Here is a 21024-nt window from a genome sequence, read left to right as displayed (position 1 = left end):
TGTCACTTTAAGGCATGTTTTTATACAATCATAGCCATTATAATAGACTTCGTGCCGTTTTGCAAGAAGTCTCTGTCTCATTTGAGGCAAGCTTAAGCGCCCCAGTGGCTAACGTAGCTTTTTAGGCTTTGCTTAGAAAGCGTATCAAGCAGAGTTTCATACACACTCTGCATTAAAAGGATCATAATGAAATTTTGGTTTGCTCTGTTTATCGCATCTTCTATGCTCTTTTTTAATGGGTGTTCTTCTGAAAAAAAGAAAGCGGACACTAACGCTTCTAACGCTAATAAAGAGACTAAAAGTGAAAAAATTGTACTGCAAGATGTTTCTGGCAAAGAGATTGTTGTTACGTCAGTTGATAAAGGATTTAGTTTTGCTGGATTTGAGAATAAAGTCGTTTTAGTCAACTTTTTTACCACATGGTGCCCTCCGTGTAAGGCTGAAATTCCCCATCTGAATAGCCTTCAAGAGAAATATAAAGACAATTTTGTCATCATAAGTGTTCTTTTAGAAGAGAATAAATCCAATGAAGAGATCAATAGCTTTATCAAATACAACAATATTAATTACATTATCACCAATAGTATTGAAAACTTTAAACTGGCACAAAGTGCGGGTGGTGTTAAAAACATTCCCCTTATGTTCTTGTATGACAAGAATGGCAAATACTCAACCCATTACGTAGGGGCGATTCCTGAAGAGATGATTGACGCTGACATCAAAAAAGTGCTCTAATGTTTAGCTTTATTAAAAAAGGACTCGATAAAACACTCGGTGCGATCAAAGAGATATTGCCTGAAAAAGTCGAAAAAATCGACAAAACACTTTTAGAAGAGATCTTAATCGAATCCGACATTCCTTATGAACTGGTTGAAGAGATCATCTACTATCTTCCGCCTTCTCAATTCGTAGTACGTGACGATGTCAAACGTGTTCTAAAAGCCTATTTTAAATACGACACAACATCTGCTCAAACAGAACAAAATCCTTTTGTAGAACTCGTCATTGGCGTGAATGGTGCAGGAAAAACGACGACGATTGCCAAGCTCGCGCACAACTACAAAAAAGAGAACCAAAGCGTGCTTTTGGGTGCTGCTGACACGTTTAGAGCCGCAGCGATTGAACAGCTCAAAAGCTGGGCAGAAAAGATTGATGTGGGCATCATCTACACCCAACAAGGGCACGATCCTTCCGCTGTAGCGTACGATACGATTAGCTCTGCCATAGCTAAAAAAATCGATCACGTCATCATCGATACCGCAGGACGCCTGCACAACCAAGTCAACCTTGCCAATGAGCTCAAAAAAATCGTGCGTATCTGCGATAAAGCGCTCAGCGGAGCCCCACACCGTAAAATTCTCATTTTAGATGGCACGCAAGGTACGTCTGCGATTAACCAAGCCAAAGCCTTTCATGAGATGATCAGCATCGATGCGATTATCATCACTAAGCTTGATGGTACCGCAAAAGGTGGTTCACTGTTTGGCATCGCCAAAGCGTTAGAGCTTCCTATCATTTATGTGGGCGTGGGTGAGGGAAAAGATGATCTGATTCCGTTTAATTCAGATGATTACATCGACACCATTTTAGACTCCATTTTCACGCAAACTCATGGCTAAAAAACAGATCCTTTTCGAGTGCCAAGCCTGTGGTCACCAAAGTGCCAAATGGCTTGGAAAATGTCCCAATTGTGGTGCATGGGATGAGTACATTGAACTCAGTGAAAAGCAGATAGAAGTCCTTAAAGAGATCAACTCCAAGCCAACGACCCACACCCAAAGTAGTGCCATTCCGATCACAGAAGTCAGTTTTGAGCAGGTTGAGCGTTACAGCTCGGGTGACCGCGAACTTGATTTAGTGCTTGGTGGAGGCATCGTTCAAGGAAGTTTGACACTGATTGGTGGAAGCCCAGGGGTAGGTAAATCGACCCTACTGCTAAAGATCGCAGGCAATCTTGCCAAAGAGGGAAAAAAAGTTCTCTACGTCAGTGGCGAAGAGTCTTCAAGTCAGATCAAACTACGTGCGAACCGCGTGGATAGCAACTACCCCAATCTTTATTTACTCTCCGAAATCAGGCTTGACACGATTTTTAAAGAGCTCGAAACGCACGCTTTTGAAGTGCTCATTATCGACTCCATTCAAACGATTTACAGCGAAAAAGTGGCTTCGGCTCCCGGAAGTGTTTCGCAGGTGCGTGAGATCACCTTTGAGCTGATGCGTTACGGGAAAGATAAAAATATCGCTATTTTTATCATCGGGCACATCACCAAAGAAGGCTCCATCGCAGGGCCTCGCGTGCTTGAACACATGGTCGATACGGTTCTTTATTTTGAAGGGGATTCTTCACGAGAACTTCGTCTGCTTCGTGGATTTAAAAACCGTTTTGGAACAACCAGCGAAGTGGGCATTTTTGAGATGACCAAAGCGGGTTTAGTCAGTGCAAAAGACATCTCCAAGAAGTTTTTTACCCGGGGCAAAGCACAAGCGGGCTCTGCTATCACCGTTTTGATGGAAGGAAGCCGTCCAATCGTTTTGGAAGTGCAAGCACTGGTCAGTGACAGTGGCTATCCCAACCCTAAGCGCAGTGCCACAGGCTATGAGCTCAACCGCCTTACGATGCTTTTAGCTCTGTTGGAGCGCAAACTTGACCTTCCTTTTAACCAGTACGATGTCTATATCAACATTGCGGGAGGTATCAAAATCAGCGAAACATCGGCGGATCTTGCTATCATCGCGGCGATCATTAGCTCGTACCGTAACCGACCGATTAGCAAAGATACCGTTTTTATCGGTGAAGTCTCATTGATTGGGGATGTGCGCGACATCTTCAACCTTGACCTGAGACTCAAAGAGGCGAAGTCGCAACAGTTTGAAAAAGCGGTCGTTCCGTCCCTTCCCTTGGAGACAATTGAGGGGCTCAAGTGTTATAATATTGATGAAGTTTCGAAATTAATCGAATGGATGTAAATTTTTCACGAAATCAAACGATATACAGGCAAAGTATATTTACATGTAAAAGGATAACGAATGGCTAAAAAACCTGAAGATGGCGATGGAGCAGTTGAAAAAAAATCTAAAAGCAATATGGTGCTTATCATTGTCGTTGTTCTTTTAGTTGTTCTTCTCATTGGTGGCGGTGCAGCGGCATTTTTCCTCTTAGGAAACAACGATGACGAAGTAGCAGCCTCAATACCCTCTTCTCAAGATGCAAAAGTTGAGAAGAAAAAAAGCAGTAGCAAAAAATCAACCGATCATTTAACGATTGGTCCAATGTACCCGATGGCGCAATTTGTTGTAAACTTACTTAGCGAAAGCGGTAACCGTTTTTTAAAAGTTGCTGTTGATTTGGAACTCAGTGATGCAAAACTGCAACCTGAGATGGATCATAAAAAATCGTTGATTCGTGACATCATCATTCGTACCTTCTCTTCTAAAACCTTTGAAGAGATCAGTACCTTAAAGGGCAAAGATAAGCTCAAAGAAGAGGTTCTTGATAAGATCAATGAAAATCTTTCCGATGGACAAGTTAAAAATATTTACTTTACCGACTTCGTGGTTCAATGATTGGCGTAGACCTCGTTAGTGTTGAGCGAATCACCAAACTCAAAAAGCGCTTTGGAGACAAGGCGCTTGTTAAATTTTTATCCCCTGAAGAGATACTCTTAGCAAAAAGTGATGCAACAGCGGCTGGATTTTACGCAGCCAAAGAGGCGGTTTCCAAAGCGCTTGGCATCGGCATCAGTGCACAGTGCGGCTTTATGGATATTAAACTCTACAAAGATGCTAAAAATGCACCTTTTTTCACGCTCTCAGCGCATCTCATCGAAGCGTATGCCATCACCGATCTCTCGCTTTCCATTACTCACGACAACGGTTTTGCGATTGCAGTAGCGGTCATTGAAGGCAAAAAAAACTCCAAAAAACTCTCCCACTAAGCGCCACCACCGACAAACTGTAAAAATTCAACTTTGTCATTTTCGTTCAGTTCGTAACTTTCCCACAGCTCTTTTTTGACGACGTTCATATTCACCGCCGCCGCCATCACTTTGCTCTCAATTCCCAGTTCATCCAAAAGCGCTTGAATGCTCTTTGCCCCACTCTCTTTTTTTTCACCGTTAATAATCAACTGCATCCCACTTCTCCTTTGCGAAAACATGCCATTTTAAACCGCTCTCCCATAAACGAAGGATCGATCAAGGTTTTAATTTTATTCATCTCACGCTCGTACTGCTTTTTCGAAACGTTTTTGGCAAACAGTTTTAAAAGCTCCACTAAGCCAAAATCGACCAAGGCTTTTACCTGCGTAGCGTGTTCATGCACGCGAATGCCACTTTTTTCAAATGCTAAAAAAAGATGGCTAAAGTTGACATCATAGGTGATGTCGGAGTGCGCAAAAAAGGCATTAAAATCGCTTTTTTCACGCAGTTTCTCTTCCACCAAATCGCTCAGTGCGAAAAAAGGATAGACCTGATGAGAGGCATACACACGCAGTGAAAAATCATTTCGTGCCTCTTTATCGCCATAATCAAACGTGATAAATTCAAAACGCTCAGAACATCGCGCCATTGCCTCTGCAAAAGGCTCATACCCCAAACAGAGTTCCCCTTTGGTAATACCATACGCTTTGGCTTTTTTACATGTAAAATCATCCATCGTTTCAAAAAAAGCTTTTCCATTTTCAACGAAAAGCATCTGATCGTCTTTGATCAGCTCACAGGAAAACGCATCAAAAATCTCATTTGCCACAAAGAACGCCTCTTTACATGTAAATGCTTCCAAACTCTTTACATGTAAAAGCTTTATAGCATCGCCAAACGCCTCTTCAAAGTAGGCTTTTTGCATCGTTTGATTCGCAGCAAAGGGCTCGACAATGACAAAGGTTAGGGTTTGAAGCAGTTCGGGTTTGAGGGTGTAGATAAATTGGATCATATCGGCAAGTAAATAGCCTTTGTGCGCGCCGATCTCAACGACACTGCAAGCAGGGCTTAAAAACCCGCTCTCAATCGTTGAAATCAGCCGCTTGGCAATCGTTCCACCAAAGAACATGCTCGTACTCACAGCGGTGTAAAAGTCACCCTCTTTTCCGATGGTACGCACATTGCTGTAGTAGCCCTGCTCGCCGTAAAGCCACGCTTGCATGTAGGCGCTAAAGTTCACGTTTCTCTTTTATAAAAGCGTGCTACACGCACTCGCTAAACGTTTAAAGCCCTCATCGATCTCCTCTTTTGAGATCGTGAGTGGAGGTAAGAATCGAAGCGTATTTTTGCCCGCTTTGAGAACCAACACGCCCTGCTCAAACGCTTTTTTGATGACACTTGCCAAAATATCGCCACTTTGACACTTAATGCCACGCATCAAACCAAGTCCCTCAACACTCTCAAAAAGTGTCGGAAACGCTTTACATGTAACTTTGAGTTTTGCATCAAAATAGATGAGCGCTTCATCCAGCATCCCACTTTGTTTGTACTCTTCCAAAATCGCCAGTGCTTCGAGTCCTGCGCGTGTGGAGAGGAAATTTCCGCCAAATGTACTGCCGTGATCGCCTGCTTCAAAAATGTCTTTGTGCTTGCTAATCACCGCGCCAATAGGCACACCACCGGCTAATCCTTTGGCAAGCGTGATGATGTCTGGCTCAATTTCATACAGACTTGTGGCTAAAAATTCACCGCTTCTAAAGACGCCGCTTTGGACTTCGTCGATGATAAGCAAAATCTCTTTCTCTTTTAAAAATTTTGCCAAATCTTGAATATCTTTTTTAGGAAACGCCTTAACGCCACCCTCGCCTTGCACGAGTTCGATCATGACAGCAACCGTCTCATCATCAATCGCATTGTAAAGATCTGCGATCTCTTTTGTGTATGAAAATCCCGCTGGGTACGGAGCAAAAGCCGTTTTATGAAAACTCTCTTGACCTGTGGCTTTCACCGTTGTTATGGTACGTCCATGAAACGAATGCTCTAGGGTTAAGACTTTGTATTTTTTATTGGCAAATTTTTTCTCACCATACTTTCGTGCGAGTTTAATGGCACCTTCATTCGCTTCAGCGCCTGAGTTTCCAAAGAAAACGCCCACATCATAGCCTGTAAGTTCACAGATTTTTTTAGCGAGCTTCGCTTGGGGTTCAATCATGTAAAGATTGGATGTATGGATAATATGGCGTGCTTGATCACTGATCGCATCGGCAAGTCGTTGATTGCCATGCCCCACACTCACCACACCTATACCGCTCGTAAAATCGATATAATCTCTTCCTTTATCATCAAAAAGGGTTGCGTTGATGCCGTGTTTAAAATTGACATAGTTTCGCGCATACGTCTGCAACACATACTCTTTATCCATTGTTTCAAAATCCATGATCTACTCCTCTAAAAAAACGCCATTATAGCGAAAAAAACCTTACCCAATTTTTGGCAAATGCCACTGTTTGTAATACGCCAACAACCGTAACGCCACGCCAAAGGCAAAAACAACCATCACAGGCAAATAGCCGCTGATGTCAAACTGCGCAAAGATAAATAAAATCGCCCCGACTAACAGCGAAACGGTGCCGTAAAATTCACTGATCAAAAGCAATGGTACGCGGTTGAGCAAGATGTCCCTTATGACACCACCACCCACGGCGGTTACGAGCGCCATCAGCACGACACCAAAAAAGTTAAACTCCACTTGCAGAGCAATGAGTGCCCCTGAAATCGAAAATGAAACCAGCCCCAATGTATCGCTGATAATAAAATAAAACTTTTTCTCTATCTCCCCTTTTAGGTGAAGTTTTAGAAGCGTGCTCAAAAGAATCACAGCAATCACCAAAATAGAAGGCATGAGATGCGTAAAGGTGTACGGAGCACGATCACACAGCATATCACGCACCAATCCACCGCCAAGTGCCGTTAAAAACGAAGCGATAAAAATGCCCAAAAGATCAAGTTTTTCCTTGACCGCCACGTAAAAACCACTCAGCGCAAATGCAATGGTACCGATAATTTCGGCGACTTCAAGCTCAACCATGGCTTGCCTTTAACGCGTCCAAGTAGCGCTCCAAAATCACTTTAGCCGCCATCGAGTCGATGCGCCCATCGCGCTTTTGACGCACAACGCCTTGCATCATCTCTTTGGCTTCATTGCTAGAACCATACTCATCTTGATAGACAACTTCGCCGCTAAATTTTAGCAAACTCACAAAATGTTTGATGCGCCTCTCCATCTCGTCACTGCTACTGCCACCTTTGGGAAGCCCCACAACCAAAAGCTCGATGTTCCACTCATTTAAAAAAGCATCGACATCGTGTGCAGCTTGGTCACGGTTTTTACGCAGTATCGCCTCTTGCGGGGATACGATGCCTAAGCTCAAACAAAGTGCTACACCAATACGCTTTAACCCAATATCAATACTTGCCATTTTTTTCACATAAAACTCATTTGTTGGAATTCATTTATTCTATCCAAGATTGATTTAAAGCGCTCTTTTTCTCTTTACATGTAAAGCGTATTCTGTGCTATAATCCACCACAATTTTTCGTGCCAAAAGGTGTGTCATGCAATCACTTAGAACATTTTACTGTATAGGTCATGGACCCTCTTCAAGCCACACGATGGGACCTTTTAATGCGGGGACGATCTTTAAAAAACGCTTTCCTAACGCTTCGTTATACCGCGTAACCCTTTTTGGCTCACTCGCCGCAACAGGCAAAGGTCACTTAACCGACGACGCCCTGCATCAAGCCCTCGCCTCAGTAGGTGTTGAAATCCTCTTTCGCCCCGACATCACAAAACCCTTTCACTCCAATGGCATGTTGTTTGAAGCCTTCAATGATAAACAAGAACTTTTAGGCTCGTGGGAAGTCTACAGTGTAGGCGGTAGCGCGCTTAAAGAAGCAGGTGAAAATCCTATCTCTGAGCCTTCGATCTATCCGCTCACATCGTTTAATGCCATTATGCAGTGGTGCCATGATGAGCACAAAGAGCTGTGGCAATACGTCGAAACGTACGAAGGTGAAGCGATCTGGGAGTATCTTGCCGAAGTGTGGGCGAGTATGCAAACCACGATCGATCGAGGCTTAAAACAATCAGGCGTCCTGCCAGGCATCCTCCAATACCCAAGGAAAGCCTCCAAGTTCTTTGCCAAAGCGCGCAAAGAAGAAAAACGAGCGCATGGGATCATCTTCGCCTATGCCCTTGCCACGAGCGAAGAGAACGCTTCGGGCAACATCGTCGTGACTGCACCGACGTGCGGTGCCTGTGGCGTCGTTCCAGCCGTGCTTCGTTATCTCAAAGAGCTGTACAATTTAGATCAAACCGATTGTCTACGCGCCCTTGCCGTTGCAGGGCTTTTGGGAAATATCGTGAAGTTTAATGGCTCCATTTCAGGCGCAGAAGTAGGTTGTCAAGGCGAAGTAGGCGTAGCGTGTTCGATGGCAGCAGGCATGGCATCGTACCTCTTTGGCGGCAATTTGCAACAGATTGATTATGCCGCGGAGATGGGGCTAGAGCATCACCTTGGCATGACGTGCGATCCCATCGCTGGCTACGTGCAAGTACCCTGCATCGAGCGCAACGCGGTTGCGGCGATCCGCGCCATTGACGCGGCGGAGTACACCTCCTACACCGATGGAGCGCATAAAGTAAGCTTCGATGAGATCATCCAAACGATGGTCGAAACGGGAAAAGATATGAACACGAAGTACAAAGAGACCTCTCTGGGTGGTCTAGCAAAACGTTATCTTTAGTGCTTTACATGTAAAGGATTAGGAAGATAAATGAGTGCCATTATTTATCTCCTTGCTCAAAGAATTCTTGAATGATTTTATCAGTAGCTTCAATAATCGTTTTATAAAAATCTTCTCGTGTTAATTTTTCGCTTTCTGGGTATTTAGGGACATAATCAAGACTACAACTCCCACAAGCTGCTATGTCTTCTCCTGTGCAATTTTGCAATCCGCCATGCTTATTAAAGTAAGCTCGTATCTCACTTGGTTCTTTAACTTTTACGATAGATTCAGGTGCTTTTGTCTCTCCATCAACATAGCGCACTCTTAAAATACTACTCACTCCTTTTAAAAGTGCCGTTCCATCATTGAGATTTATTCCAATGCTAATGGGTTCATCTATCACTCGCCATGCCCACCAAAGGTCGCTATCATAAAAACCCTTTGTTTTAATGAGATATTGCTTTTGCCATAATGCCACATGATCATAAGGGTCATTCATCTCAACATAAAATGAACTGTCATAAGCATAGTTTTTAGGTACCTCTTTTGTAAAGCATCCAAAAGGCTGACCATAATCTTCTCCCCCAAAAATTTTATTCTGGTATGTATTATAATAGTTACGAATAAAACCACGTTCAGCTCTATAATAATTTTTAAACTCAGAAGATGGGATTTTTTTATAGTTACTATCAAAACTAGACCATGTTGCAATAACATAGTCATCTTTATGAGAAGGTTTAATAGAGAGATTTTCACGATGTACGTCATCGTCTCCATCGAGTCCATTTAAGCATCGTGTTTGAGAAAGGTCAAATGACACAAAAAAAGCATCATAATGTTTTTCATTGCATTTATTGAATGCTGTTTGAACCTTTTCTAATCCTTGTATTTTTTTACATTCATCTGAGGCAAAACCTACAAAATTTTTGAAGATATCTAATCCATTTGGAGTATAAATACACCCAGCTTTGCTTCGTTTGCCTGTCATATATTCTACAAGAATCAACGGACTGTTTCTATCAACATACTCTTTCTCTTTTGGATCAGCACTGATAGCAATAATGACTTTATCTAAAGAAATGGGAGTTGAATCCATTGTCGTGTCACTTTGAAGATAAATTTCTGCAATTTTACCGTCATACACTCTCACCCAATCATTATTTGTCGTGTCAGCATAGGAAAGTGTTATACAAAAAAATCCCACAAAGAGCATATCCCATAATTTACGGTGAAATCTCAAAAAAATATCATATGAAGACGTTGCATACATAAAATCGCCTTGTTATTCTATTTTACGGGCATCTCAAATAATCGCTCCGTGTCTCTTGCCACAATGCTTTCGCATCATAATTTAAGATAAGTCCATCGCCGCGTGTGACACCGTTTTGAACCATGTATTTGGGGTAGTATGAGGGACTTCCTAGTTGTTCTAAAAATCGACAGCTGGATTTCATATCGTCCAATCTAGCGCGCAAGGCTTCGGCAAATTGGTTGCGTTTACTCGCATCAAGGGGGCCAAAATTCTCTGTTTTGAGCGATTCTAGCGTGTCTCTTGTACTTTTATCAATCACACGGGCACTGTCAAAATAGCCGTACGCCGTAGCGACCAGATAAAGATCAACCGCCTCAGCGTATTTTTTTTCTTCAACACAGATCGCACTGGATTTAAACAGATCAACAGGCGTGAGACTATTATTAATCTCAACGCGCTCCATACAGGTGCTCACCATCGCAGGTTTGCTCTCTTCAAAAAGATCGCGTGTCGTAGCGCATAAGAGCAATGATGGCACGAGAAGAGCCCATAAACAACCTCTTCTTTGCATTATCTTTCCTTTGTTACATATAAGGCTAATTCTGCCAGTTTTTACAGACATCCACCCAGCTCAAGGCTTTGGAATGCACTTCTAAAGCTTCTAAATCTAATGCAATTGCACTGTTAGAACTTCCTGCGGCAGGATAGACCATATCAAAGCGTTTGAGCGAAATATCGAGATAAACATGTACTTTTTCATTAACCCCAAAAGGGCACACGCCCCCGATGCCATGCCCGATAAGGGGCTCAACATCTTCTGCTTTAAGCATCTTGGCTTTGAGGTTAAACTGCTCTTTAAATTTTTGATTATCCACTTTTGCATCGCCTGCAACCACGATGAGTATAGCACCTTCTTCTGCATAAAACGAGAGACTTTTAGCAATACGCTCAGGCGCACAACACAATGCCATAGCGGCAAGTTCAACCGTTGCACTGGATGCTTGAAACTCAATGACGCGCTCTTCCATCCCCTGCGTTCTAAAATAAGCTTTGACTTTTTCCAATGCCATCTTAACCCTTTTACATGTAACGCTAAATGACGGAGCTGAGCATCTTGATGCTTAGAAGCATTAAAAGCAACGCAAAAATCTTTTTGAGCTTGCCAACAGGAAGGGTATGCGCCATTTTCGCCCCCAACGGAGCGGTAAAGTAACTGACGAGGGAGATCAGCACAACGGCTGGAAGATAGACAAACCCTAACATCATATCAGACCCTGCTTCAGCGTGTAGCATGCCATTGAGAACGTAGCCCACAGTTCCTGCGATGGAGAGAGGAAATCCAATCGCCGCAGAGGTCGCAATCGCACGTTTAAGATCCACATTTTGCCACACAAGATAGGGCACAGTGAGAGATCCTCCACCGATGGAGACCAATGCAGAAATGATGCCGATAAACGAACCTGCGCCAAAAAGCGATGGAGGCGTGGAGAGTTCGCGACTCGGTTTGGGTTTTTTATCGATCGCCATTTGAATCGAAACATACGCCATAAAGATGGCAAAGAAGATCGCCAATTGCACGGATTTCATGTAGGTGGCTAAGAACGTTGCTGCAAAGGTTCCAATGACGACGCCGCCTGCCATGTATTTGACCACATTCCACATCACCGCACCTTTTTTATGGTGTGCGCGCATACTCGCAAACGAGGTAAAGATGATGGAAGCCATCGAGGTTCCAAGTGCCATATGCACCACTTGCTCCACAGGAACGCCTTGTGCCAAGAAAATCGACGTCAGCATAGGCACCATAATGCCACCTCCGCCAATTCCTAAAAGCCCCGCCATAAACCCAACGACCAATCCTAGCACTAAAAAAGCCACAATCCATTCAAAACCCATGCTCTTCCTTTACGCGCGCTTGATGCGCCCATTTTCAACCCTAATTTTACCTAAACATTCATATTCAAATACTTTATCCGCGTATTTTTCCACGGCTTCATGGTAGAGCGGTTGCGTAGAGCAATAATTTAAAAATTCATCCTTACATGTAAGATCACTCTGCCCAAACTGTGCAACAAACGAGTCCACGTCATGCAGTGGCGTCGCTAAGTTTTGTTTCAAAAGCCAATTCGTTCCTTCGCTCTCACCCAAACGGTGCGGAAGGACATAAATGGGCTTTTGCATTTTAAGCGCAAATTCGATGCTGTGCATCGTGCCACTTTTAAGATCGGCTTGGGTAACAATCAGTACCTCACCAAGGGCGACGACTAATTCGTTGCGCAGCGGAAAATTCCACTTCATTGAAGGCTGTCCTGCTTCAAATTGACTGAGCACCAACCCCTCTTTTTCGATACCTTCAATCAGCTTTACATGTAAAGCAGGGTAGCGAATATCTAACCCCGTTCCTGCGACCATAATGGTATTGGAAATGCCTGCTGCTTGGTGCGCGATACCATCAACCCCTTGCGCACCTCCGCTCACGATGCAGACACCCGCATTGGAGAGTTTTTGAGCCAGTTCTTGGGTGTAAATTTTTGTGTACGTAATGGGGTGGCGTGTGCCAACGATGGAGATTTTAGGGCGTTTGAGAAGGGCAAGATTGCCCAGAGCGAAAAGAGGATTGGGATAGACTTTCATCATCTCCAATTCAGGGACGTGAAAGTCTATCGTTTGAATCATTACAAATCTTTCAGATAGACCATTTCCACACCGTTTAAAAGATCTTTGGAATCCCTAAGAACCTCTAAGGTATTTTTGTGTGGATGCCCAATGGCAATGGCATAACCAAATTTCTTAGCCTTCGTTACAGCCTCTTTGAGCTGAATGCGAATCAAGTTTTTATCGAGTGAATTGTCCAAAAAGACATCACGCGAGTAGAGAAACATCCCGTATTTTTTCGTAATTTCAGGCGCTTTCGAGTTGCCAACGGTACGGCTATCGACAAAAATGAGCCCATTTTCTTTGAGCACTTTTACCAAACGATCCATCGCGTTATAATCCGCTGTATACGATCCACCCGTATGGTTATTGTAATAGATAATTTGAGGGAACCACTCTTTGATGCGTTTGATGCGCTTTTCGATCACCTCGCTCGAATCGACAATATTGAGCGTTTCAGGTTCAGGTGACGAGTAGTTTTTCGACTCCATCGGAAGATGAATCATCGCAAACGGAAACTCATGTGACATGCGTACCGTTTCAGGATGCCCTTTGGTGGGTGGAAAAAACGAAGGCGTTACTTTGTAAGGAATCTCTTTTATCGAACGCGTTTGCCAAGGAAACGAGACATCATCGATGATAATGGCAAGCCTAGGCGTTGTACCTTCGGGATATTTTTTACGCACAATGTCATGAGGACGAGCAGGTTTGCCACTCTCTTTGAGACTGCGCTCATAGTCATGTACTTCGGAGCGTTCCTGCGCTTTGCTCTCCTCTTCAGGAGTCTGTTGGACGACATGCGTCTCATTGTTTTCAAGAGGTTTTTCACTGCTTTGATTGTTTTCAACAACGGTTGAGACATTGGTTTCAGCCACAGGAGAAGGAGGAGGTGGCAGTGTCGCTTGACGCGCTTTTTCCTCATCAAGCATCTGCTTCATCTTCTGCATTAACGCATCGCTAGACGCTTTTTGATCTTTTTGCACTATTTTGTAATGCTGATACGAGGTCGTCATATACAAATAGGTTCCAAAAGCAATCATGCTGAGGGTTAAAATGAGCATTAAGATAAGGCTGTACTTTTTAAGCTTAGCTGATTTGATCTCATTCAACGAAGGCGTCTCTTTTTTTGGGCGTTTTTCTTTAATCTTTTTTACCATCAATACACTTACTTTCCAAGAATGACTTCGACTTCTAATAACTCAATATTTTGATTCGTTTGAGAGGTAATTTTTACATCTTCAACTTTGGTATACTTGCGAATGACGGCAATGAGATCATTGCGCAAATCATCCATATAAGGCAATTTACAACTGGCTCTCTCATGGGCAAGCATGATTTTCAGACGATTTTTTGCCACATCTGCGGTAGGTTTAGAACGACCAAAAAGAGTGTCAAAGAAACTCATTTGAACATTCCTTTCAAGGTTGCCATCAGTCCTTTCTTCACACGAATATCTAAAAATTCGACCTCTTCGCCTAAAATACGACGCGCGATATTGCGGTACGCTTCGGCTGAAAGTGATTTATCTTTGTTGACAATCGGTGAGCCTGTGTTAGTGGAGGTGATAATATCTTCATCATCAGGCACAATACCAATCAGTGGAAGAGCAAGAATACTTAAAACATCGTCAACGCTGAGCATGTTGCCTGCATCGACCATCTCGGGTTTGATTCGGTTGATGATGATGTGTTTTTCGACTTCCAAGCCATTTTTAGCACGCTCGCTTTTAGCATCAATAATGCCAATCACACGATCCGCATCACGAACAGAACTCACATCAGGCGTAGAGACGATCAACGCGCGGTCTGCTAGGAAAATAGAGTGTTCAAACCCGCTCTCAATTCCCGCAGGTGAGTCAATCATCACGAAATCAAAACTCTCTTTGAGGTTTTCGATCAACGCTTTGACTTTATCTTTATTCAAAATATCTTTATCTTTGGTTTGACTCGCAGGTAAGAAGTAAAGTGATTTGGATTTTTTATCGTTGATCAGCGCTTGTGCAAGGTTACAACGACCTTCCATTACATCGACCACATCATACACGATGCGATTTTCAAGTCCTAAGATCATGTCGAGATTTCTAAGCCCTATGTCAAAGTCAATCGCAACCACTTTTTTGCCTAAATTTGCAAGTCCTACGGCTAGATTAGCAGTGGTGGTGGATTTACCCACCCCACCTTTACCGGACGTTACGGTAATAACTATACCCATTAGTTTTTGTCTTTGTTGATGATTTTTTTAGAAGTGATCCAAGGCATCATTGAACGAAGTTTCTCACCCGTTTGATTTAGTAAACTTCTCTCCGTTTTAGCACGTTCTGCGTTCATGCGCGTGTAACCCGCTTTGCGCTCTAAAATAAAATCTTTGGCAAAACGACCATCTTGGATTTCAGCCAAAATCTCTTTCATCGCCGCTTTTGACTCAGCGTTAATGACACGTTTTCCACTCACATAATCACCATACTCTGCGGTGTTAGAGATAGAATAACGCATATCAGCGATACCGCCTTGGTACATCAAATCAACAATAAGTTTAAGCTCATGCAAACACTCAAAGTATGCCATCTCAGGCTCATAACCCGCTTCAACCAATGTTTGGAAACCCGCTTCTACAAGGGCTGTTGCGCCACCACAAAGAACCGCTTGCTCACCGAAAAGATCGGTCTCCGTTTCATCTTTGAACGTTGTCTCAATAATTCCTGTACGTCCACCACCAATGGCTGAAGCATAACTCAGTGCTAATGCTTTTGCATTGCCTGTTGCATCTTGATCGACCGCGATAAGATCGGGAATGCCTCCGCCGTTTACAAACTCACTTCGTACGGTGTGCCCTGGCGCTTTTGGAGCGATCATGATGCAGTCAATGCCTTTTGGCGTAACGATTTGACCGTAATGGATGTTAAAACCATGTCCAAATGCAATCGCTTTACCCGCACTTAGGTTTGGTTTAATTTCAGCAGCAAAGACATCGCCTTGCATCTCATCTGGCAATAAGATCATAATAACATCCGCATATTTGGTAGCTTCGCCAACGCTTAAAACTTTAAACCCTTTTGCTTCTGCTTTTGCCCATGAACTACCCTCTTTTCTAAGACCTACAACGACTTCTACACCGCTATCACGAAGGTTTTCTGCGTGCGCATGTCCTTGGGAACCAAAACCGATCATCGCTACTTTTTTTGAGCGAATAATGCTTAAATCACAATCTTTGTCATAAAAGACGGTTATTGCCATTTGTCAATCCTTACATGTAATATTAAATGTCGGTATTTTACAGCAACGTTACTTAAAAACGTTACATGTAAACGGGCAAAGGAAACTATAAACCAACAAGAGATAAAATTTGGCTATAAACAAATCACTCGAAATAGGAACCCTTTATGGACGAAAATATTTTAAAAAAAATCAAAGCACTTCCGCCTCTTGACGATACGGTTTTGAAGATTCAGCGTATTTGCGTCGATAAAAATAGTTCTTTAGCGGATCTTGTCAAAGTCGTTGAAAGCGATCCGATGCTCACAGCCAATATCTTAAAATCTTCTAATTCTCCTCTTTACGGCTTTAGCAGAGAGATTAAAAATATCGCCCATGCGGTATCGCTTTTTGGCATGGCAACCGTGCGTGGTTTTGCGCTTTCAAGTGCTATCAAACAAAATATCAAAATCGATCTCTCCCCGTATCATCTCTCCAACACAACGTTTTTAGAGATCAGCACGCTTCAAAGCACCTTCATGTTCAAATGGTATTCCAAAGTCAACAAAGCAATGCTTGATGTGCTTCAACCTGCTGCTTTTATGATGGAAGTTGGCAAAATCATCATCGCGCACGAGCTCATTGAACAACAAAAAGAGAGTGCCTTTAAAACGGCGCTTGATTCGATGAAAACACCTCAAGAACTCTCCGTACTCGAAAAAGAGTATGTCGGTTTTTCCAACGAAGAGATCACTGCAAAGATTTTTGAGCAGTGGAATTTAGAGAGTGAACTGGTCGAATCGATCAAGTTTTGCAATGACCCACAGGAAGCTCAAGAGCACATCCGTACGTTCTCTGAAGCACTGAATGTGGTCAGAAACAGCATCAATATCTTCGGACAACTCGATGAGCCTTCCATCAAACACGCACTCACGCTTTTAGAATCATACGGACTTGATGCTGAGCCATTTTTACAAACCGTAGAGCAATTTAAACAGTGAAAAACTTTCTTTCAAGCCTTAAAGAAGGGGTAGCACAAGCTGATGTGCCAGCCCCTTTTCTCCCCCATTTTCAAACCTTGATCCAACTTCGAGCCCTTGTCGCACACAATGGTCTTTTTGAGCTTGAGCCTTCCCATGTCGTGGGTAAAATGGACGTTTCGTTTAGCGGAACAGGCTATTTAAGCGCGCTAGAGCCAACACGTTCCAAAGACCTTATTGTCGAAGCTTCAGGACTGCATGGTGCGATGCGAGGTGACTTGGTGGTTGCCAAGCGTGTCACCAATAAACGAGGCGGACGTGCCAAAGCCGTCGTTGTCTACATCGCCCAGCGCGCTTTTGCCAAAAGCATCGTTTACACCAAAATGAGCAAAGGCAAAGTCATTGGCGTTAATGTCAAAAACGCATCCATCTTTGAGATCACCGCGAGTCAAAAATCGCTCAAGCAACTTCCATTGGGAAGTGTTTTAAAGATCGATAATATCACCAATGCCATCGAAGAGGTTTTAGGGGTGCTGGATGATCCCTTGGTCGATGAGAAAATCTCTTTGGCACTGTTTGATAAAAAAGAATTTTTCACTAAAGAGGCCGAAACCGAGGCTAAAAGTCATGGCGATTTTGTGGATAAGGCGTACTATCCGCATCGTGTTGACCTCACGAATTTACCTTTTTGTACGATTGATCCCGTGGATGCCAAAGATTTTGATGATGCGATCTATTTTGATGTCAAAAACTACATCCTTTACGTGGCGATTGCCGATGTCAGCGAATACGTTTATGCGATGGGAGCGATTGATAAAGAGGCGATTGAGCGCGGCTTTTCGATCTATTTTCCCCATAAATCGATCCCCATGCTTCCACGCTCATTAAGTGAAAATATCTGCTCCCTCAAACCCAATGTCGACCGCCTTGCTTACACCTTCAAAATCACCCTCGATCCGCTTACATGTAAACCGATCAAAGAGGAGCTTTTTGAGAGCATCATCCACTCCACAAAGCGCTACACCTACGAGAAAATTGATCTTTTCTTGCAAGGAAAAACCGACGATGCAGATGCAGCCGATCAAACAATCTTAGCGTACCTCTTGACCTTACATTCACTGACACAAAAACTACGTGACATGAGGCTTGAAAATGCCTTTTCGTTTCGCTCTTCCGAAGTGCGAATGAGAGTTGATGCAGACCAAAACTTAATCTCCACCACCGTAGAAGAGGAGACGCCTTCGCACGGTTTGATTGAAGATTGTATGCTCTTAGCCAATAAAGCGGCGGCTAAAAAACTGGGTTTTGGTATCTTTAGAACCCATGAAAGCCCTTCGTACGAGCGCATGGAGATGCTTTTGAATGACCTCGCACTGATTGGCATCAATGCTAAACTGAGTAGCGACCTTCCTAAAATGATTCAAGGCATTCAAGCCAAAGCCGATGTATTAGACCTTCGTGAAGAGGTCGATAAACTCATCATCAAAAGCCAAAAAAAGGCGATTTACGAGCCTGAAAACAAGGGACATTTTGGACTTGGATTTGACATCTACACCCATTTCACCTCCCCCATTCGTCGTTACAGTGACCTCACCTTGCACCGTCTTTTAAAAGCAAAAATGGCAAATGACGAAAAAAAGCTGACCTTTTTACTCAAAGACATTGCGCCATTGTGTGAACAAATCAGTGCGCTGGAACGTGAAAGTGACAAAGTGGCGTGGGATTATATGGACCGCAAATTTGCACGCTATATGGCTTTACATGTAGGCGATAATTTCAAAGCGATTGTCGTCGAAACCGAACAAAATCCGATTGCCAAACTGGACGATGAACTCAAAGGTGCGCGCATCTTTTTACTCGACAATGATGTGCATTTACTGCAACGCATTGAAGTTAAAATTGTCGAGAGCAATATCGCAACCGCTCGAATTTATGCCAGAGTGACCAGGAGTTTTGATGTATAAAAGAGAATTTGAAGGCGTTTTAAAAGCCAACAAAGCCCCCAAATCAACGCTTTTTTACGGTGCCTGTGCCTATCAAAATAACGCCCTTGCCCACCAACTTCTCACACTGTTACAAGCAGCGAGTGAAGAGAAAGTAATGATGTATTTTGATGAATACAACTTCACATCCGCTAAGAATTTTCTCTCCCAATCTTCGCTCTTTGGTGATCGCAATATCTTAATTGTTAAAACCGATAAAACGATTCCTTCCAAAGAGGTTGAAACCCTTGTGAGTCTCTGCGCTAAAAACGATTCAAGCTATTTTATCTACCAGTATTTTGGCGAAGATAAGAAAGCAACACCTCTGACAAAAATTTTTGAAAAACAAAATGACGGTGCCTTTGTCCGTCTCTTTAAAGCTGATTTTAACGAAGCAATGCAGTTACTTCAAAACCACGCCAATGCGGTTGGACTCTCCATTGACCGCTACGCATTGCAACATCTCTACATGATCCACTCTGAAGATCTTTCCTTGTGTGTCAATGAATGCGAAAAGCTTTTGGTGCTCGGTCGTGAGATTGGCATCAACGATATTAATACCTTGGTTTATGGACTCGGTTCTGTTTCCATGGATCATTTCATCACGAAACTATTGGAGAAAAAAGACATTAAAGAGGAGTTTGAACGTCTCGTTGAAGGCGATGGCGTTGAAGAAATTCGCATTATTAACGCGATTCAAGCGCACGTTTCACAACTCTTTTTATTTCATGCCTACATTAAACTGCATGGCGCGTTCGATGCCAAAGCCATTCTTGGGTACCCTCTTCCACCACAGCTTGCGGCGCAACGCTCCCAGCACTCAATTAAGATCGATCTTGCAACCTATCAGAAGCTTTGCGCCCAACTCATCGATGCGGAGTACCGCTTGAAAAAAGTGGGCAACCTTGAAAAGAGCAGTTACTTACTTTCAAGCTTAATAAAACTTCAAAGTTATTTGTAGTATAATCCACGCCTATTCTAAAAATCCTTACTCAAATACACACTATTTGGGTGAAATCCAGAAGGAGAAACGATGCGACATTATGAGTTGCTTGTTGTAGTAAAACCTACATTAACCGTAGAAGAACTACAAGCAAAACTAAACTATCTAAAAGAAATTTTAGAGAAAAACGGTGCAGTGATCGCTGCAACACTTGAGATGGGTACACGTAAACTTGCGTATCAAATCGATAAATTTGAGCGTGGAACGTATGTAGTATTCTACTTTACTTCCCCAACACCTGCTATTGCTGAAGTTGAGAGACTTATCAGAATTACTGAAGAGTTTATTCGCTTTATGACTGTTAAATTTGAAAATCAAAAAGAGCTTAGATTTTGGAACAAACAAGTTGAAAAAATCACTAAAAAAAGTGATGCACCAGCTCCTGCGGTTGTCGAATCTAAAGAGATCGTAGAAGAAACTGTTACAACTGAAGCTTAATTAAGGAGCCATGATGTTCAATAGAGTCGTTATGCTTGGAAACCTCACACGTGACTGCGAGCTTCGTTACCTCCCTAGTGGTGGTGCGGTTTGTACCACTGGACTTGCGACCAATCGTCGCTTCAAAAAGCAAGATGGAAGCCAAGGCGAAGAGGTTTGCTTTATCGACATCACTTTTTTTGGACGTACTGCAGAAATCGCTAACCAATACCTTAGCCGTGGCAAAAAAGTATTGGTAGAAGGTCGTTTAAAGCTCGATCAATGGACCGACCAACAAGGTGTAAAGCGCTCAAAGCACTCTATTACCGTTGAAACACTCCAGATGATTGACTCACGCGGTGGACAAGAGAGTGGTGGCGTTGAGGGTGGAAGTTATGGTGAACCAACAGGAACACCGAATGTTGGCTACAACAATGCTAACGCACAAAAACCTGCAGCCTATCCAAAACAGACGACTCCTGAATACAGTGGTCATGAGATTCCGGACATCGATATTAACGATGACGAAATACCGTTTTAGCACATAAAAGGATAAAAAATGGCAGAGAAAAGAAAATTTGCACGCAAATACTGCAAATACTGTGAAGCAAAAGTAGAATACATTGACTATAAAGATGCAAAAATTTTGAGACATTCTCTCTCCGAGAGATACAAAATTATGCCACGTCGTTTGACAGGTAACTGCAAAAGACATCAAGAGATGGTAGAACTAGCGATCAAACGCGCTCGTGCTACAGCAGTTATTCCTTACATCATCGACACTCAAAAAGTCGTTGCTGTGCCTTTCGAACAACTTCAACAATAAGTCTTACATGTAA

The 21024-nt window shown here is 43.0% G+C and carries 26 protein-coding genes; 12 read left to right on the top strand and 14 right to left on the bottom strand.

Annotation, left to right across the window (positions count from 1 at the left end):
* The first annotated feature begins 186 nt into the window (after positions 1-186).
* From SHALO_RS05765 to acpS, 5 genes are read left to right on the top strand one after another with little or no spacing between them, the layout of a single operon-like run.
* On the top strand, positions 187-735 hold the full coding sequence (locus SHALO_RS05765) for a TlpA family protein disulfide reductase (protein WP_069477755.1): 549 nt from the start codon (positions 187-189) through the stop codon (positions 733-735).
* Positions 735-1619 carry a signal recognition particle-docking protein FtsY gene (gene ftsY, locus SHALO_RS05760; protein ID WP_069477754.1) on the top strand — a complete coding sequence of 295 codons (885 nt, stop codon included), beginning with the start codon at positions 735-737 and terminating at the stop codon, positions 1617-1619. The genes SHALO_RS05765 and ftsY overlap by 1 nt, the downstream gene beginning before the upstream one ends.
* Positions 1612-2967, top strand: a complete 1356-nt coding sequence (gene radA, locus SHALO_RS05755) for a DNA repair protein RadA (RefSeq protein WP_069477753.1) — start codon at positions 1612-1614, stop codon at positions 2965-2967. The genes ftsY and radA overlap by 8 nt, the downstream gene beginning before the upstream one ends.
* 60 nt (positions 2968-3027) lie before the next feature.
* The gene (gene fliL, locus SHALO_RS05750; RefSeq protein WP_069477752.1) at positions 3028-3564 is read left to right on the top strand and encodes a flagellar basal body-associated protein FliL; all 537 of its coding nucleotides are present in this window, start codon (positions 3028-3030) and stop codon (positions 3562-3564) included.
* Positions 3561-3935, top strand: a complete 375-nt coding sequence (gene acpS / locus SHALO_RS05745) for a holo-ACP synthase (RefSeq protein ID WP_069477751.1) — start codon at positions 3561-3563, stop codon at positions 3933-3935. The genes fliL and acpS overlap by 4 nt, the downstream gene beginning before the upstream one ends.
* On the opposite strand, the gene thiS is transcribed toward acpS, so the two are convergent.
* The 5 genes from thiS to ruvX are packed head-to-tail and all read right to left on the bottom strand — an operon-like array spanning position 3932 to position 7396.
* Entirely contained in the window at positions 3932-4132 is a 201-nt protein-coding gene (gene thiS / locus SHALO_RS05740; protein ID WP_069477750.1) for a sulfur carrier protein ThiS, read from the bottom strand. The two genes, acpS and thiS, sit on opposite strands and share 4 nt — an antisense overlap.
* On the bottom strand, positions 4123-5157 hold the full coding sequence (locus SHALO_RS05735) for an SAM-dependent methyltransferase (protein WP_069477749.1): 1035 nt from the start codon (positions 5155-5157) through the stop codon (positions 4123-4125). The genes thiS and SHALO_RS05735 overlap by 10 nt, the downstream gene beginning before the upstream one ends.
* A 9-nt stretch (positions 5158-5166) precedes the next feature.
* A complete protein-coding gene (locus SHALO_RS05730; RefSeq protein ID WP_174543303.1) occupies positions 5167-6354 on the bottom strand; it encodes an aspartate aminotransferase family protein in 1188 nt (395 codons plus the stop codon).
* Positions 6355-6396: 42 nt separating this feature from the next.
* A complete protein-coding gene (locus tag SHALO_RS05725) occupies positions 6397-7005 on the bottom strand; it encodes a trimeric intracellular cation channel family protein (protein WP_069477747.1) in 609 nt (202 codons plus the stop codon).
* Positions 6998-7396 carry a Holliday junction resolvase RuvX gene (gene ruvX / locus SHALO_RS05720; RefSeq protein ID WP_069479340.1) on the bottom strand — a complete coding sequence of 133 codons (399 nt, stop codon included), beginning with the start codon at positions 7394-7396 and terminating at the stop codon, positions 6998-7000. Before ruvX ends, SHALO_RS05725 begins: the two co-directional genes overlap by 8 nt.
* Before the next feature lie 136 nt (positions 7397-7532).
* On the opposite strand from ruvX, the gene SHALO_RS05715 reads away from it, so the two are divergent.
* Positions 7533-8723, top strand: coding sequence for an L-serine ammonia-lyase (locus tag SHALO_RS05715; protein WP_069477746.1), 1191 nt, complete (start codon positions 7533-7535; stop codon positions 8721-8723).
* A 40-nt stretch (positions 8724-8763) separates the two neighbouring features.
* Here the strand turns inward: SHALO_RS05715 and SHALO_RS05710 are convergent, their stop codons facing one another.
* From SHALO_RS05710 to ilvC, 9 genes are read right to left on the bottom strand one after another with little or no spacing between them, the layout of a single operon-like run.
* Positions 8764-9975: a hypothetical protein gene (locus tag SHALO_RS05710; protein ID WP_069477745.1), complete on the bottom strand. Its 1212-nt coding sequence runs from the start codon at positions 9973-9975 to the stop codon at positions 8764-8766.
* Positions 9976-9997: 22 nt separating this feature from the next.
* The gene (locus SHALO_RS05705; RefSeq protein ID WP_025344265.1) at positions 9998-10528 is read right to left on the bottom strand and encodes a hypothetical protein; all 531 of its coding nucleotides are present in this window, start codon (positions 10526-10528) and stop codon (positions 9998-10000) included.
* 25 nt (positions 10529-10553) lie between these two features.
* Complete coding sequence (locus SHALO_RS05700) at positions 10554-11027, bottom strand: YbaK/EbsC family protein (protein WP_025344264.1); 474 nt, start codon at positions 11025-11027, stop codon at positions 10554-10556.
* Between the two features lie 22 nt (positions 11028-11049).
* Complete coding sequence (locus SHALO_RS05695) at positions 11050-11853, bottom strand: sulfite exporter TauE/SafE family protein (RefSeq protein WP_069477744.1); 804 nt, start codon at positions 11851-11853, stop codon at positions 11050-11052.
* A gap of 9 nt (positions 11854-11862) precedes the next feature.
* Complete coding sequence (locus tag SHALO_RS05690; RefSeq protein WP_069477743.1) at positions 11863-12633, bottom strand: DNA-processing protein DprA; 771 nt, start codon at positions 12631-12633, stop codon at positions 11863-11865.
* Positions 12633-13769, bottom strand: a complete 1137-nt coding sequence (locus SHALO_RS05685) for a divergent polysaccharide deacetylase family protein (RefSeq protein WP_069477742.1) — start codon at positions 13767-13769, stop codon at positions 12633-12635. Before SHALO_RS05685 ends, SHALO_RS05690 begins: the two co-directional genes overlap by 1 nt.
* An 8-nt stretch (positions 13770-13777) precedes the next feature.
* The gene (gene minE / locus SHALO_RS05680; protein ID WP_025344260.1) at positions 13778-14017 is read right to left on the bottom strand and encodes a cell division topological specificity factor MinE; all 240 of its coding nucleotides are present in this window, start codon (positions 14015-14017) and stop codon (positions 13778-13780) included.
* Positions 14014-14823: a septum site-determining protein MinD gene (gene minD, locus SHALO_RS05675; protein WP_069477741.1), complete on the bottom strand. Its 810-nt coding sequence runs from the start codon at positions 14821-14823 to the stop codon at positions 14014-14016. Before minD ends, minE begins: the two co-directional genes overlap by 4 nt.
* Positions 14823-15845, bottom strand: coding sequence for a ketol-acid reductoisomerase (ilvC, locus tag SHALO_RS05670; RefSeq protein ID WP_069477740.1), 1023 nt, complete (start codon positions 15843-15845; stop codon positions 14823-14825). The genes minD and ilvC overlap by 1 nt, the downstream gene beginning before the upstream one ends.
* A gap of 146 nt (positions 15846-15991) precedes the next feature.
* On the opposite strand from ilvC, the gene SHALO_RS05665 reads away from it, so the two are divergent.
* The 6 genes from SHALO_RS05665 to rpsR all read left to right on the top strand — a co-directional run bounded on the left by SHALO_RS05665 (position 15992) and on the right by rpsR (position 21011).
* Complete coding sequence (locus SHALO_RS05665; protein WP_069477739.1) at positions 15992-16804, top strand: HDOD domain-containing protein; 813 nt, start codon at positions 15992-15994, stop codon at positions 16802-16804.
* Entirely contained in the window at positions 16801-18747 is a 1947-nt protein-coding gene (locus SHALO_RS05660; RefSeq protein ID WP_069477738.1) for an RNB domain-containing ribonuclease, read from the top strand. The genes SHALO_RS05665 and SHALO_RS05660 overlap by 4 nt, the downstream gene beginning before the upstream one ends.
* Complete coding sequence (gene holA, locus SHALO_RS05655; protein ID WP_069477737.1) at positions 18740-19726, top strand: DNA polymerase III subunit delta; 987 nt, start codon at positions 18740-18742, stop codon at positions 19724-19726. Before SHALO_RS05660 ends, holA begins: the two co-directional genes overlap by 8 nt.
* Positions 19727-19798: 72 nt before the next feature.
* Positions 19799-20206, top strand: coding sequence for a 30S ribosomal protein S6 (gene rpsF / locus SHALO_RS05650; RefSeq protein WP_025344254.1), 408 nt, complete (start codon positions 19799-19801; stop codon positions 20204-20206).
* Positions 20207-20219: 13 nt separating this feature from the next.
* Positions 20220-20726, top strand: a complete 507-nt coding sequence (locus SHALO_RS05645; RefSeq protein WP_025344253.1) for a single-stranded DNA-binding protein — start codon at positions 20220-20222, stop codon at positions 20724-20726.
* An 18-nt stretch (positions 20727-20744) separates the two neighbouring features.
* A complete protein-coding gene (gene rpsR / locus SHALO_RS05640; protein WP_012856656.1) occupies positions 20745-21011 on the top strand; it encodes a 30S ribosomal protein S18 in 267 nt (88 codons plus the stop codon).
* The last annotated feature ends 13 nt before the right edge of the window (positions 21012-21024 follow it).

Origin of the sequence: Sulfurospirillum halorespirans DSM 13726 (assembly GCF_001723605.1) — a bacterium.
Taxonomy (GTDB): Bacteria; Campylobacterota; Campylobacteria; order Campylobacterales; family Sulfurospirillaceae; genus Sulfurospirillum; species Sulfurospirillum halorespirans.
This window is presented reverse-complemented; position numbering and strand designations above follow the sequence as displayed.